At 38.8% G+C, this 15,347-nt stretch carries 14 protein-coding genes and 1 pseudogene; 13 read left to right on the top strand and 2 right to left on the bottom strand.

Features of this window, described 5'->3' with window-relative positions:
* The first annotated feature begins 5 nt into the window (after positions 1-5).
* Positions 6-320, top strand: coding sequence for a transposase family protein (locus BSM4216_RS14795; RefSeq protein ID WP_048624207.1), 315 nt, complete (start codon positions 6-8; stop codon positions 318-320).
* A gap of 15 nt (positions 321-335) precedes the next feature.
* Complete coding sequence (locus BSM4216_RS16810; protein ID WP_156179271.1) at positions 336-611, top strand: hypothetical protein; 276 nt, start codon at positions 336-338, stop codon at positions 609-611.
* A gap of 160 nt (positions 612-771) precedes the next feature.
* On the opposite strand, the gene BSM4216_RS14790 is transcribed toward BSM4216_RS16810, so the two are convergent.
* Positions 772-951, bottom strand: coding sequence for a hypothetical protein (locus BSM4216_RS14790; RefSeq protein WP_048624206.1), 180 nt, complete (start codon positions 949-951; stop codon positions 772-774).
* Between the two features lie 776 nt (positions 952-1,727).
* On the opposite strand from BSM4216_RS14790, the gene BSM4216_RS14785 reads away from it, so the two are divergent.
* Both BSM4216_RS14785 and BSM4216_RS14780 read left to right on the top strand, forming a co-directional pair.
* A complete protein-coding gene (locus BSM4216_RS14785; protein ID WP_048624557.1) occupies positions 1,728-2,426 on the top strand; it encodes a response regulator transcription factor in 699 nt (232 codons plus the stop codon).
* The gene (locus BSM4216_RS14780; protein WP_048624205.1) at positions 2,413-3,840 is read left to right on the top strand and encodes a HAMP domain-containing sensor histidine kinase; all 1,428 of its coding nucleotides are present in this window, start codon (positions 2,413-2,415) and stop codon (positions 3,838-3,840) included. The genes BSM4216_RS14785 and BSM4216_RS14780 overlap by 14 nt, the downstream gene beginning before the upstream one ends.
* A gap of 305 nt (positions 3,841-4,145) precedes the next feature.
* Here the strand turns inward: BSM4216_RS14780 and BSM4216_RS17390 are convergent.
* A pseudogene (locus BSM4216_RS17390) lies at positions 4,146-4,902 on the bottom strand (IS1634 family transposase); the annotation flags it as partial.
* 364 nt (positions 4,903-5,266) lie between these two features.
* Here BSM4216_RS17390 and BSM4216_RS14770 point away from each other — a divergent pair.
* The 9 genes from BSM4216_RS14770 (at position 5,267) to BSM4216_RS14730 (ending at position 15,176) form a co-directional block, all read left to right on the top strand.
* Entirely contained in the window at positions 5,267-5,959 is a 693-nt protein-coding gene (locus BSM4216_RS14770) for a lantibiotic protection ABC transporter ATP-binding protein (RefSeq protein WP_048624556.1), read from the top strand.
* Positions 5,960-5,974: 15 nt separating this feature from the next.
* Positions 5,975-6,721 (top strand): lantibiotic immunity ABC transporter MutE/EpiE family permease subunit, encoded by a 747-nt coding sequence (locus BSM4216_RS14765; protein WP_048624203.1) that lies wholly within the window; start codon positions 5,975-5,977, stop codon positions 6,719-6,721.
* A 1-nt stretch (position 6,722) separates the two neighbouring features.
* Positions 6,723-7,511, top strand: a complete 789-nt coding sequence (locus BSM4216_RS14760) for a lantibiotic immunity ABC transporter MutG family permease subunit (RefSeq protein ID WP_048624202.1) — start codon at positions 6,723-6,725, stop codon at positions 7,509-7,511.
* Between the two features lie 35 nt (positions 7,512-7,546).
* The gene (locus tag BSM4216_RS14755; RefSeq protein WP_048624201.1) at positions 7,547-7,981 is read left to right on the top strand and encodes a NisI/SpaI family lantibiotic immunity lipoprotein; all 435 of its coding nucleotides are present in this window, start codon (positions 7,547-7,549) and stop codon (positions 7,979-7,981) included.
* A gap of 413 nt (positions 7,982-8,394) precedes the next feature.
* Positions 8,395-9,387: a BMP family lipoprotein gene (locus BSM4216_RS14750; protein WP_048624200.1), complete on the top strand. Its 993-nt coding sequence runs from the start codon at positions 8,395-8,397 to the stop codon at positions 9,385-9,387.
* Positions 9,388-9,401: 14 nt separating this feature from the next.
* Complete coding sequence (locus BSM4216_RS14745) at positions 9,402-11,057, top strand: methyl-accepting chemotaxis protein (RefSeq protein ID WP_048624199.1); 1,656 nt, start codon at positions 9,402-9,404, stop codon at positions 11,055-11,057.
* Between the two features lie 521 nt (positions 11,058-11,578).
* Complete coding sequence (locus BSM4216_RS14740) at positions 11,579-12,556, top strand: potassium channel family protein (protein ID WP_048624198.1); 978 nt, start codon at positions 11,579-11,581, stop codon at positions 12,554-12,556.
* 210 nt (positions 12,557-12,766) lie between these two features.
* Positions 12,767-13,654: a C39 family peptidase gene (locus BSM4216_RS14735; protein WP_082142359.1), complete on the top strand. Its 888-nt coding sequence runs from the start codon at positions 12,767-12,769 to the stop codon at positions 13,652-13,654.
* A 457-nt stretch (positions 13,655-14,111) separates the two neighbouring features.
* The gene (locus tag BSM4216_RS14730; protein ID WP_048624197.1) at positions 14,112-15,176 is read left to right on the top strand and encodes an Ig-like domain-containing protein; all 1,065 of its coding nucleotides are present in this window, start codon (positions 14,112-14,114) and stop codon (positions 15,174-15,176) included.
* Positions 15,177-15,347: the final 171 nt, after the last annotated feature.

The following is a 15,347-nucleotide window of genomic DNA, read 5'->3' as shown; positions in this document are numbered from 1 at the left end:
CGTAAATGCATTCTCATTTGATCACAAAACTGCTTGGGTTAGAAGATGTTGAAATCACTCATGTAGAGGATCAAATCACTCACTTTGAAATCCATATTCAAACGCCTGTAAAAGTTCAAAAATGCCCCTGCTGTCAGAAGGAAACTTCCTCTGTCCATGATGATTGGATTCAAAAGATTCGGGATGTAAAGGTCTTTGAAAAATATTGTTTTCTCATCTTGAGAAAGCGCCGATACAAATGTAAGTCCTGTGGAAAACGGTTCTACGAACTCTATTCTTTTCTAGAACGTTACCAGCGCCACACGAAAAGGCTCCTTTAAGCACTTTTGGTTAAAGTGAGGGAGTATAACTTTAAGCAGGTTGCCAAGGAAACAGGACTTGGGCATTCCACTGTCATTCGGCTCTTTGACAAGTACTATTCCTATGACAATAAGGCCCTCCCGAAAGTTCTGGCCATTGATGAATTGAAAGGGACTTCTGAAACGGGCAAGTACCAATGTATCATTGGCGATCCTGTAAACCGAAGGGTTTACGATATCATTCCTAACAGGAATCTATCCACCCTAAAGGAATATCATGAAACGAATGTCATATGGCATTCGGAATTTTAAGAGACTAAGAAATAAAGCTTTATGTTCACTCATCTAGTCAACTACAAAAAAAGGGGCACTTCGATCAGTGTACCCCAACAATTGACATAGAGCCTTCTTTTTTATTTTTAAAAGATAAAAAGGAGAAGCTGTACGTACTTCTCCTTCCTCATTCCCGCTCTCATTCTCCCTTACAATCTGGACATTGCCATTTAATCACCCGGTCTGCTTCCAGATTGGATATGCCGATTTTTCTGCTAAAGTGGGTGGCATTACCGTAGTGGTGCTGCAGTTCTTTCGGAATTGGGTTTCCCTGTAGATTGGCTCCGCAAAAAGGACAATCTTCTTTGCGATCATCCATGTTTTTTCACGTCCTTCCCAAGGTAAGAATGTCCTTTTTTATTTTCAGAAACGACAAAAGTTCTGTAAATAATCCAGTTTTAGACGATTTCCGATATGACATATTTTTTGCAAGGGTCTAGCAATTAATATTTTCTTAATACAAATATACAAAAATATAAAAATAAAGAACAAAAACATTAGAAAAATATTAGATTTTCTATTTAACTTAAATATCGAAAAGAAGTTTTCAGATCCGGCATCAACTTCCTTTATTTACCAGCAACAGAGATGAAGAGCATCGGTTAAGTTTAAATGATATTTTGATCGGCATCGAAAACGATCTTTTTTATGCGAAAAGCAAAACGCTCAATAAAAATTGCTCATTACGATCAATAATATACTGAATACACGAACAGCCCCCAATCCGATACGTTTCTTGTACGATTTAAGCTTGGATGGCAAAAAAATTTGATATAATTTTCTTTAGGATACAATATTTTCTAAATATTCGTACACCTCAAAAAATTGGCTGTCCGGTTTCATTAACAATGGGCTCTCTCACGGCATACCTGCTTTATTAATTGTTTGGTGCAATGGCAGGAATTTTGTTGACGTTGTTAGCGATCCAAAACGGTAAAAAAACGCCTTGGGACAGCGCGTTTTTATAAAATATGGATAAAAGAAAAAGGCAGGGTATTCTCTGATGTTTTAAGAGGGTACCCTATCTGCATGAATACGGAATTACTTGAAAAAGTTGTTCAAATTTCAATGCACGATAAGGTGGGATCTGGAAGCATGCATTTGAAGAAAATTTTAGTTGTAGATGATAATGAAGATATTTGTCTTACAATCAAGCAATATTTGGAACTTTATAATTACACGGTGGAATATGTACATAACGGCACCGAAGCATTGCAAATCATTAACAATGATTTTGATTTGATTATCTTGGACATTATGATGGAAGGCCTTGATGGAATGGAATTGTGTGGGATTATCCGTGACAAAGTGAATTGTCCGATTATTTTTGTCAGCGCAAAAACGTTGGAGGAAGACAAAGTTCAAGCTCTATCCATCGGCGGGGACGACTACATGACCAAACCTTTCAGTTTAAAAGAGTTGAAAGCAAGAATTGATTCCCATTTAAGACGGGAAGAGCGGATCCGTTCGAATGACAGGCATTTGTTAAGTTCTAAAAATATTACCATCGATCTTTTGGCCAATGAAGTCTTTTGTAAAGGGGTTCAATTGCATTTAACAAAAAAAGAATATGAGATTATTAAATTGTTAATGTTGAATAAAAATATGGTCTTTTCTAAGGAAAGAATTTTTGAACGGGTATGGGGATTGGATTCGGAAAGTCAATTAGAAACGGTGACTGAAAGCATTAAAAACATTCGGAAGAAAATCCGGTCTTTGGATAAGGAAAACTCCTATATTAAAACATTATACGGATTAGGCTATAAATGGGATGTTACAAATGAAAAAGGATAAAACAATAAAAAGAGATTTTTATTTATTGGTTGTAAAGGTCTTTTTATCAACGATTTTGTCTTCGGCAGTTACTTATTTATGTTTAATCTATTTTATCTTTATGTTTACCGAAAATAATATGATTAAACCGACGGATTATTTTGTGAAATATTTGGATGTTATTGAAAAAAAGATTGAAGAAAGCGCTCCGGACATTTTAAACGGGGAGCTAATTAATCTAGATCAGTACAGTGAAAAAATTGAAGGGGAAGTATTGGATATCAATGGCAATCATCTTTACGGCGATCAGGATGTTGCGGGATATAAAGTGAAAGTCGGTGAAGTAATTAATCGTGAGATTGTAAAAGGAAGCTATGTTTACAGATTTATCCCCATTAAACATGATAATGCCATTCAAGCGGTGTATGTGCTGAAAGCTCCTTTCGGGTTTATCATTAATAATCAGGATCGCCTCGGAATCGTGTTGATTTATGTTGTGTTGTTGATTTCTCCGTTAATATTTTTTGTGATTTATTTAATTTTTTATACGTCCAAGCTGTATAAATCCTTGTTTAATAATATTAAAGTGTTGCTTCAGGCTGCGGATAAAATTTCCAACGGAGATTTTGATTTTAAGATCTCGGGATTGAAAAGAAAAGAGTTTATGAGGATCCAAGATTCGTTTAATACGATGATCGACGCTTTGAAAGAGATGATTGAAAGTATATCCAAGATCGATGATGAACGAAAAATCATGGTGTCGTCGATTGCCCACGACATACGAACGCCGTTAACTGTTATTCAAGGGCAAATGGATTTAATTAACGATTTGAAAGACATAGAAAAATTTGATATTACCCCGCATTTAGATATTATTCGGAAAAATTGCAGCAAAATGAGCATGCTTACGGACAATTTGTCGCTTCTTTATAAAGTGGAAAACGTCGACTTTTTGTTGAATATTAAAAGAGTTGATTTGGGTAAAATGCTTCATGAGAAAAAACAAGAAATATCAACCATGGCTCATTATAAAAAAAACGTTCATATTCATTTTGATGTCCACTTAAGCAAACGATATTATTTTCTTGATGAAGCCATGTTAATGAGGGTTTTGGATAATATTTTGTATAACAGTCTGAGATTTACAACTAGCGGGGAAATTAAACTTGAAGTACATGATGAATCCGACGGTCATTCAAGCAAAATTTATTTTAAATGTTCGGATACGGGGACCGGATTCAAGGAAAAAGATACGTCTCGGTTATTCAAGGCATTTTACCAAGATGAGCAATATAAAAACCATGTCGGGTTAGGCCTTTATATTTCGAAAAAAATTGTCAATAATTATGACGGACAGATTCAGGCGTACAATAATGAAAACGGTGGGGCAACCGTTGAGTTTTATATCAAGGAGCTATCCAATTATTTGTTGTAAATCGAGTGGAACTGTATCATCTTTTAAAAGAAAGGTTTCGACATATAAGGATTTTAAAAAATTTTCGCATTTCACAAGAAGAGGCGTCTCATCATTCGTTTTCGGATGGGAGATTCCCCTATTTTTATACCTTCAAAAAAGTGATGAAAAAATATAGGTAGCCAAAATAATATATTCGTAAAGAAAAAAGGTCTGGATTTTGTAATGCTCCGGGCCTTTTATGTGTCGGGAACTTTTAAGCTTTGAACAAATTGCTCAGAAAGTTTTTTATAATAGCGAACGCAGGTAAGGTAAAACCCACACCAGTTTTCCTCACTCACCATTCCACGGTCGCCAACGAGAAGCACTTTGTCGATCGGGTAACGCTTTTTCATATCCTCAATAACTTCCCGAACGTTTTTGTATCGTGCATATTGCCAGAGAAGACTTGGCGACCAATCGGAATGCCTTGTTTGGTCATGAGGAGTTCAATCAACACTTATTTCCGATCGGAACGGTGGTCTTTGGAGAAACCTCGTTTGGCAATCTCTTCATCAGCCTCTTCCCCTTCGAAGCAGGTGCTTGTCGTATCATAAAACACGATATCCACGTCTCAAGAGAAATCAAATCCGTTAAATTCCCATATAACTGCATTTCTTTTCTTTCTTCCAAGAAGTCCAAGGCACGATAGTAGTGTTGAAGCTGGATTTCGGAAAGCCCTTCTGCGTAAATGGTGTTAACTCACCGCTTGAAAATCCGATATTGACTTCCCGGATCCATCAGGCGATTTAATACCATGGCCAAAATAGCTTCATCATATTGTGAAGCTATTTCCGCGTCATCCATCAACTTCTTCAGAAGACGACCTAAACCGAGCTTGTCCCAAATTTTACGGAACAGATAGACCGGACCGAATTCCTTTGTCCATTTGACTGTAACAGAAGTTTTAGTTTGGTTATGGATTCGCTCAAAATAGCGCTCTGAAAATTTGGCCAGCCCTTCAATCAGCGTATCAAGAGAGCCGCTTTCCAATAAAATTTCCAACCTCCCCAAGTTATAGAGCGTCTCTTGGCGAACCTTATTTCACAATTAAGTTCTTGTTTTGTAGTAGGGTGGTATCAAACTTAAGTCAAAATAATTATAAAAACTTTATATTGAAAAGGTAGTATGAAGTTGGAAATGATTGATGGAAGTATCGAAAAAAATTGGGTGAATCCGTAAATGGTAAAATTGCAGTAATTTTCCGGATTCCCCTTAATACAAAGGAACAGAACATATGGCTTTTAAGACAGATCTGAGCTTTTTTAAATATGACTGTAAAAATATCGGGTCGGCAACATTGATCAAAGATGATGCTGATCAAGGAAACAGGGCGTTTTCCGGGATAACTTATCAAGCCGCCGAGTCGTTAAAATTTAATTTTTTTAACGTTGAAAGGAGAATAAAAATGTCAGAGTATTTTTTGGAAACGAAACAATTAACCAAAGCTTTCGGCAAACAGCTTGCCGTTGACAATGTATCAATCAGGGTCAAGGAAAACACGATTTACGGATTGCTTGGACCGAACGGAGCCGGGAAATCAACCATTTTAAAAATGTTAACGGGTCTTTTGCGGCCGACAAAAGGCGAAATTCTCTTTAATGGGCATCCGTGGAGCAGAAAAGATCTTAAGGAGATCGGCGCGCTTATTGAGTCACCGGCCCTTTACGGCAATTTAACGGCTTATGAAAATTTGCTGGTTCATGCAAAATTATTAAATCTTCCGGATTCAAGAATTAAAGAAGTGCTGAAAATCGTGGATTTGGAAAATACAGGGAAAAAGAAAGCCTCGCAGTTTTCCTTCGGGATGAAGCAACGATTAGGGATTGCCAAAGCACTTTTAAATGATCCGAAGCTTCTGATTCTCGATGAACCAACCAATGGACTGGACCCGCTTGGTATTCAAGAATTACGAAAACTTATCAGATCTTTCCCGAAACAAGGAATGACGGTCATTTTATCAAGTCATATTTTGCCGGAAGTAAAACAATTGGCCGATCACATTGGCATCATCCAAAACGGAAAACTTAAATATCAAGGAGAAATAGAGGAAGATCAAGATCTGGAAAAATTCTTTATTGATGTAGTCAGCGGATTATGAGGGAGGCTGTAAATCATGCTGAATATGATACAATCTGAACGTTTAAAATATAAGCGGACTTTTGCGAAAAAGCTTGTATATATTGCACCGTTTTTCTTTGTACTATACGCCATTATTACCATGCCTACGATCCATTCCAAATATAATTATTTCGAATACACGGTATTTAATTGGTGGCCGTTAATATTTCTTCCTTTGGGGACGGCATTGATCGCGTCACTGGCCGCCATGCGAGAAAAAAAGTCAGGAAATTACAGAGCTTTACGTTGTCACGATATCAGCATTCCGCGAATGTGGTTCAGTAAAATCATTGTGATTGCCTATTATACATTGCTTTCATCCATTGAACTGATCATTTTGTTGATCCTGTTAAAATTATTTTTACCCAACAGCATTTCATCAGCTGCTGTCGTTGTAATGGCCAGTCTTACCATATGGATCACATCGTTGGCATACATCCCAATCGGGTTGTTTTTTGCTGAACGATTCGGAACCGTTATTTCCATAATTGTCAGTTTGATAGGGATTGTATTGGGCGTAGTCATGGCTCCAGAATCATACTGGATGTTTATTCCTTGGAGTTGGGGAATGAGATTGATGTCTCCGATCGTCGGTGTTCATCCGAACGGAGTACCGTTGAAAGAGGGGAATCCTTTGTTGGATCCTTCCGTTATTCCAGTAGGCATTCTTGCCTCCATTGTTATTTTTGTTTTATTATCTCTTGTTACCGCGTTTTGGTTTTCGAGAAAAGAGGTGAACTGAATTGTCTTTTTTGAATGTTTTGTCATCCGAATGGCTAAAGACAAGGCGTACAACCATTAGGCTGATCGTGTTTGTGACGCCGATTATTTATCCAATTTTTATGTTATGGTATTTTTCCAGATACAATGATCCATCTTTTTGGCAAGTGAAAATATATGGAGGATTTTTTGAGGTATTGAGTGTCTCGTTACCGATTATTATTTCTTTGCTTACCGGTTTGATCGCCTATCAAGAAGAAAAATCGGGAAGTTTCATGAATGTGTTGACTGGTCCTGTTTCAAGAGCGAAATTTTACTTTGGGAAACTTTCTTTGCTTATTTTTGCCGCCATTGCGGATATATTCTTGGCAACTTTCCTTATGTTGTTAGGGATGAGATATATTTTGAACATAGAAAATGTGCATTACGATTTATTTTTGCAAGGAGCGCTTTTGTCCTTGGTCGGATCACTTATTCTTTTTTCCTTGCATTTGCTGATCAGTTTTGCATTCGGGATGGGTGCGTCTATTGCGATCGGTGGCGGAGGATTCCTTGTTTCAGCAATTATAGGGGCAACGGTTGTGGGTGATAATATTTGGCAATATATTCCGTGGGCTTGGACCGTTCGCCTTTCGCAAGTTCCCATGTTATTGATGCTTAAGGTCAAACATGCATTCGGAATGGAGTTGTCGGACTTGTATTTTCAAGAGTTGATGAAAGGGATCATACCCGCAAGTATATGTTTTATTCTCGTAACATTACTAGGTTTAGTTTGGTTTAATCGTTGGGAAGGGGGCAAGTTCTATGAATAAAGGAAAAAATACAGGGGAAGAAGGAGGAAAGAAAAGTGAAAAATTCCATCCTGCTTATGGCTGTTGCCGGGGTAATTCTTTTGGGAGGCTGTTCCCTATTAAAAGATTTGAAACAAACCGCCTCCGAGAATATGGAGATTGATAAAAAGTTGCCGAAATATAAGTTGAATATGGAAAATTTTAAGGAAATCAGCTATGAGGGTAAAACCTATGTGATTCAAGAAGCGGAAGTTACGAAAGAAGATTTGGATGAACCGATTGGAAAGGTTACGGAAACGATCACGATTAATGAAAATAATGAGATACTAAGCAAAAAAGAGCTTAAAAAAGTTGAAGTAGTTCCAAAGGAAGAAGACGAGAAACGAACGCATTTAAACTATGGTTGGGTATACAGCATAAAAGATGTAAGTCCGGATGAAGAAGTTGCGGTAGTGATTAACAATAAATTTCATGTAGCCAAAATGAAATAAAGTTCATAGATGGTATGTATTTGAAAAGTACTTTCCTCTTTGGAGGGAGTGCTTTTTTTCGAGAGCTTAAAATATTTTGTGTAAACATCAACAATTGTTGCATTGAATATTGAATAGTGGAGCATCGGAGGATTCTAGCGTTACCAAAACTGTTACTGCGGTAAATGCCGCTGCGGCCTTTTGGGTCAGGTGAACTTAGGTAAAAATCATCGGGATAGGATGTTCGGCATTAAAGCCGTCATTCTATTCCGATTTTTTTATTTATCCAGAAAACGGAGATTTATTAAAGATGAAATTAAATTTGACACGCAACGCACTTTTATTAAAAAAAATTTCAAAATAATCGAAAACAGTCGATAAAATAGATGTCGATATTTATATAAAGAAAAATATTGGAAGGGGAAACACCTTAGATGAAAAAACAGTCATTAATATTCTTTGTGATTATTTTTTTCCTTACGACCGTCATAAGCGGGTGTGGCGTAAAAGAGGAAGATCCTTTAAAACACAAAACGAAGGTTGGCATCATGTTATCGGATGATGGCTTGGGGGACCAGTCATTTTCGGATGCAGCTTTTCGAGGATTAATGAAAGCAAGAGATGATTTGGGCATCGTATTTGATTATCGTGAGTTAAAAGATACGAAAACATATGAACAAGGATTGAAAGAACTGGTAAAAGAGAAAAACGATATCGTGATTGGTTTAGGATATATGGTGCAAGAGGATTTGGAAAAAGTGGCCAAACAATATCCAAACCAAAAATTTGTGTTGATCGATGCCGTATCGGATTTGCCCAACGTCACTTCTATTACGTTTAAAGAAGATGAAGGAAGCTATTTAGCGGGTGTCATTGCCGCGTTGACGACCAAAACGAAAACAGTCGGTTTTATAGGCGGTGATAAAGTTCCTCTTATTCAAAAGTTTGCGAGAGGTTTTGAAGAAGGAGTAAAGTCAGTGGATCCAAGCATTAAAATATTGACGAAATATGCCGGCGGCAACTTTGGCGATGATAAGCTAGGTGCCCGCATCGCTAAAGAAATGATTGCTAATCATAGTGACGTACTCTATGCGGCTGCCGGATTTACGGGGGTCGGAGTTTTGAAAGAAGCCGAAAGAAACCACGTATATGCCATCGGTGTGGACAGCGACCAATATTTTTATGCAGAAAAAGCCGTTGTCACTTCGATGATGAAAAACGTGGATGTCGCTATATTTAATATCATCAAAGATTACAAGAAAAACAAAGAACTGCCTTCTCATCCGATCGAATTAGGGCTGAAAGAAAACGGTGTGGGTCTTGCTCCTATTCGTGTCATTCCTTTCACGGATAAAGATAAAAAAGCGCTGGAGTCAGCGAAAGAAAAGCTTATTAACGGAGAAAAAATTACTCTTCATCAAAACTAGATCTGGAGGATATCATGACGATTAAAAAGAAAATTTTACTGAATTCATTGCTCATGTTAGCTCTCTCAATATTCATGATCGCATTTATCATTATTCGTATGTTATCCATACAAAGTTCGAACCAAGATTATATGAAAGTTTTACTGACTGTCCAAGAGTTAAGGGCCGAAACGAAAGCGACGATGCAAAGTTTAAATACTTTTGCCTACAACATGACAGATGGAAACAAACAAGATGCAGAACAACAATTAGAACTGACGGATAAACTGTTTAAACAAGCGGACGGACTGTTAAAGGAAAAAGAATCAAAACAAATTCTGAGTAAAGCGCAAGCGAAGTTTACGGACTTAAAATCTCAATCATTGGATGCTCTTAAAGATGAAAATGCTCCTGAAGTAAAACGGCAGTCGCTGAGAACCCTGGGTATCACAAATGATTTATACATGTTGGATCTCTATACATCCAACCACTATGAATTTTTGCAAGCATCATTGAAGTCTAAAATCAGTTTTGTCATCACGTTTGCTCTTATCGGAAGTATAATCCTGCTCGTCGTTACAGCTGTTGTCGTTATGAGAATGGCAAACGGTATTACGAATCCTTTAAAGAAGCTGGCGAAAAACGCACAAGAAATTGCTTCAGGGAATCTTATAGTCGACCATGTTGAATACAAACATCATGATGAACTCGGTTTATTAAACGATGCTTTTTCTAAAATGGTCGATCACCTATCCAATTTGTTGACTTCCATCGAACATGCCAGTGAAAAGGTAGACTTGTTCGCCAAAGAATTAGAAACGGAGAACCAAACGTTAACGGAGTCAAGCAACCAAATTGCCGTTTCCACCGATGAATTATCAAAGGGAGCGCAAAGCATTTCAGAGGATTTGCAAAGCTCCGTAGAATTAATCGAACAAATGGACCGGCAATTTGCTGACAACGTTGAAAAAGCAGGGAAATCTGTTGAGTTTGCGAATGATGCCAATACGGTGATCATGGACGGCAGAAATGCCATCAATGAACAAAAATCATTCATCGAGAACAATGTGAAAGCGACACGTACGATCGAACAAGCTACCAATAACTTTATCCAATATGCTGTCAAAATCGAAGATATGGCCAAAGTCGTTTCGGATATTGCAGACCAAACGAACTTGCTTGCTTTAAATGCGGCAATAGAAGCTGCACGAGCAGGGGAAGCAGGAAAAGGATTTGCCGTGGTTGCCGAAGAGGTCAAAAAGTTGGCGGAAGATTCCACACAGGCTACGAAACAAATCTTTGAGATGGTCAATTTCATTAAAAATGGCTTAACATCGATTACTTCTTCCGTTGAAGAAGGGGTTAAAATTGCAGATCAGCAAAATAGAAACATGAACCGCACCTTGGAAGTCTTCGAACAAATCGAAGAAAAAGTAAAAGGAATCACTTCGGTGCTGGAAGAGTTGGTCAGTGGGGTTGATCGTTCTAAAAAATCCAACGAATATGTTCTGCAAAATGTAGAGAGCATCAGTGCAGTTGTGGAAGAAACAGCGGCAGGAAGCGAAGAAATCTCTGCCTCCACTCAGGAACAGAAACATTCTATTAGTAAAATGGTGGGAAAAGTGTCTTCGCTAAGAGAACTGACCGAATCCTTAAATGCAACGATGTCTCAATTTAAACTGAAAGAATAGCAGATTGGGTGTGGGGCGTCTGCACCCGATCGTGGTTGAACAAAACATGTCGAAGAAAAGCTCTGCGGAAAGGTCTCTCACGAGGCTTTTCTTTTTTTATTTTCTTAGCGGAATGGATCATTCTTTGTTTTTTGTTTGAAGCGTCGTTCTGGCTGCCGCTTGGCTAATCGGCAAGAAAGATGATAAAACTTCATTCATTTTGATAGAAGTGATTTATAATATGTATGAAAGATTACGTATTTTAAGAAAAATTTACAAAATCCGACATCCTCAAGGAAATGCAAAAGTGGATAAATGGACATCTTTTACTGTTTGCGGCAAGGATTGAACCGGTGGTGATTTCGGAGTTGGATACATAAGCAGGGCATATTAATTCATTTCTTACAGCGCGAAGCCAAGAGAATCAGTCCGCTGCAACACTTTTTCTCGCTAAGCTGTTTGTAATGAAAAAGAGGAGATGCAACGAAGAAGAGCTGAGAAATGAAGCAATAAAAGACGTGATTTTTACGATAGGAGGAAAAATGAATATTCGCAAGCTGATTATTCCTGTTTCTTGTCTTGCACTTACGCTTATTATTGGTACATTCGGCTATATGTGGACAGAGCACCTGTCTTTTTTTGATGCGGTATGGCTGACGGTCGTTTCTGTGCTGACGATCGGCTACGGGGATATGACACCGACGACGATTCAAGGGAAGATTTTTACCCTGATTATTATTCCGGTTGCGATTGGGATTGTGACGTATATTTTGGCCCGATTTGCCAGTGCGGTGATTGACGGGAAATGGGCGGATGAGGTGAAACGTAGAAAAATGAACCATAAGATTGATCAACTGGAACAACATATTATTGTATGCGGTTTGGGAAGAGTCGGCAAACAAGTGGTTGCTCAATTAAAACGGGAACATCAGCCGATTGTAGCAGTGGAAAAAAACGAGCAAATATTAGAAAAAACAGAAGATCTTCTTTATGTAAACGGAGATGCCACCGATGATGATGTTCTCATCGCGGCCGGCATTGAACGGGCTTCTTGTATTGTCATCACGCTGCCAAGCGATACCGATAACGTGTTTATTACGCTCACGGCACGAGGAATCAATCCGAATATCCTCATTGTAACGAGGGCGGAGAAAGAAGAGGCGGAAAAAAAGTTATACAGTGCCGGTGCGGATAAAGTGATTAACACTTCCAGCATCGGCGGAAAACGAATGGCGATGTCCGTATTGAAACCAGTCAGCATGGAATTAGTGGATACCCTTTTGCAAGATTCGGAAGGAGCCTATAATGTGGAAGAAATCGTGCTGAGAGAAGATTCCAAGCTGGTCAATCAAACGTTAAAGCAGTCGAAACTCCGTCAAGTGTGCGGGGTCACCATTGTGGCCATCAAGCGGGGAAATACGATCATCAGCAACCCGAAACCAGATGAACAACTGTTGGCCAATGATTTATTGATTGTCTTTGGCAGAGAGGATCAGCTGCGGAAATTCGAACAATTGTGATGCGACCTTATCACCCGCCGGAATTTTTCTGCGTATGTGCTCTTAATATTTGAGACCATCTATTGATGGATGCTGCTTCCGCTAACTTTATTGCATTTGACTCTCGCTCGACGGTTCGCCATTCATGGTACTGACCGCTGAAAAGAATGGAGTAGTTTCTTGAACAATGGCAGACAATAAAGAGGAAGAGTTGGATAAGGAGAGAAATGTTTGAAAAAAATCATTTTATTCGGTGCTTTATTTCTTATTTGTTTGGGGTGGACAGATCAAACGAATGCGAAAACCATTTTAAATGCACCCTATATTCAGCAAATGCCCCAATTGCCTCGCGGCTGTGAGGTCACATCTCTCGCGATGCTTTTGCAGCACGCAGGAGTGAAAGTGGACAAAATGACATTGGCCAAGCAAGTGAAAAAAGTTCCTTTTCGTCAAAACGGCCTCTACGGCAATCCTTACGAAGGATTTGTCGGAAATATGTACACGTTCACACAAAGCGGCTACGGGGTCTATTATCCCCCCATTTATGAATTGGCTCAAAAATATATACACGATCGGGCTGTCAATTTGTCGAATAAAGATCTGAAGACGATTTATCAATTTATCGATCGCGGTGCCCCGGTTTGGGTCATTGTCAATTCAAAATTTAAGAAACTGCCTTCTTCTGAGTTTCGTATTTGGAATACCAGAAAAGGCAAAGTTGCCATTACTTATCGGGAACATTCCGTTCTTATAACGGGGTATGACGATCGTTATATCTATATCAATGATCCTCTGTACCATCGGAAAAATCGTGCGGTCAACAGGAAAGGCTTCGAAGCGGCCTGGATACAAATGGGCAGACAAGCGATCAGTTATTTGCCAAAACCGAATTGGAAGAAAGAGTTGAAAAAAGGACAGATAGGGAAAGTGACGATTTTAAAACCGATACAGCTCCAAAGCAAGAATGAAGCAGGTCAGCTCAAGTTCGTCCGAATGCTTTACCCATATGAGACCTATCGAGTGTACAGCTACAGCAAAGACAACGGAGGAATGTATCAGGTAGGAAGTAATCTTTATGTCAAAGCGTTGCAAGGATATTTTCTATATGAAACGCCTTAGTATGTGTGCCTGTCCGTCTCTAAAAAATAGGTTGAAAAAACTCTGTGGAGAAAAGTCTTTGCAGGGTTTTGTTTTTATTTCTTGGGAACTGACTGTCACGTTGAAAATTTCGCGAAATTGGTCGAATTTTGAAAAAGAAAAAATAATGTCCTATTTTGTTAATAGTTGTAGAATAAAAAAGTACTAGTTCAATAGTCGGATAAAGGGAGTGAAGTACATAAACAGTCAATATTATTACTTTTTGATTAGGAGGGAATTTTATGAAAAGTGGTAAAAAGATATTTTTCTTTTCTTCGGTCTTATTCTCATTTTCACTATTTCATCTCTGAAAACGAAAACGGCATTCGCCAGTTCACCGACAGACTTGCCGTTCGATACATCAGTTTCTGGATACATTACTGACACTGATAATCAACAAATCTACACGATAAATTTAAAGCAAGCTGGGAGAGTTACAGTGAAACTCGACTCTTATATAGGTGGAGTGAATATAGCCCTGGAAGATTCAGAGGGAAATGAAGTATTCAGGCACTATGTTTCTGAAGGCAATTCGGCGGATCCGGGCAAATGGTCAGACTGGGCGGATCTCGAAGCGGGGACATACTATGTGAAAGTTTATCAAGCAGGCAGTTCTACGGGAAAATATGATTTAAAAGTAAACTACGTGGCAGCCCATAATAATGAGATTGAACCTAATGATGGAACAACGCAAGCGCAGCCGATCGCGCTCAATAGCCAGACAGTAACAGGATTTATCAGCTGGAATGACAGCGAAGACGTCTACAAAGTCGTCTTGCCGAAAGCAGGCCGTGTAACGGTTAAGCTGGACTCTTATATAGGTGGAGTGAATATAGCCCTAGAAGATTCAGAAGGAAATGAGGTATTCAGGCACTATGTTTCTGAAGGCAATTCGGCGGATCCGGGCAAATGGTCAGACTGGGCGGATCTCGAAGCGGGGACATATTATGTGAAAGTTTATCAAGCAGGCAGTTCTACGGGTCAATACGTACTTAGTGTCCAATGCCCTGACTTGCTCCCGGCACCGCCAACTGTAAATATGGTAAGCGATAAGAGCAAGACAGTGACAGGAAAAACGGTGCCAAATGGAACAGTTTCAGTGAAAATCAATTCGAAAGTTTATACCGGTAAAAGCGACAGCAAAGGATATTTCAGCATTCCAATTCCAGTGCAATCAAACGGTACGAAGCTATATGTTTCAGTGAAAGATAAGATGGGTTATACGAGCAATGAAAAAGTGGTAGTGGTAGTGGATAAAATTCCGCCTGCTGCACCTAGTGTGAATACCATTTCCAGCAAATCCACCACGATTACCGGAAAAGCAGAACCAAACTCCACAGTGATAGCCTATGTCGGAAGTCGAACAATCGGAAGCGCCAAAACCGACAAATCCGGAAAATATGTGATTAGAATCACACCTAAGAAAACTGGAACATCCATAAAAGTAATTGCAATGGATGGATCAAGAAATAGGAGTGCTGAAAGAATAGTAAAAGTAAAATAGGTTACACGTCGCTGTCTTTCCCCGAAGATTGATAGATCAGATTGAAAAGCACTGCGGAGAGAAATCTCTGCGGGGCTTTTTATATATAAAGATAAAAGGAACTATATATGTGGGGATATTCCTAAATTTGATAAGGAGCCAATTCCTCTATTTTAGATTGGAGAAGAGTTT

The organism is Bacillus smithii, assembly GCF_001050115.1.
In the GTDB taxonomy this organism is placed as follows: domain Bacteria; phylum Bacillota; class Bacilli; order Bacillales; family DSM-4216; genus Bacillus_O; species Bacillus_O smithii.
This window is presented reverse-complemented; position numbering and strand designations above follow the sequence as displayed.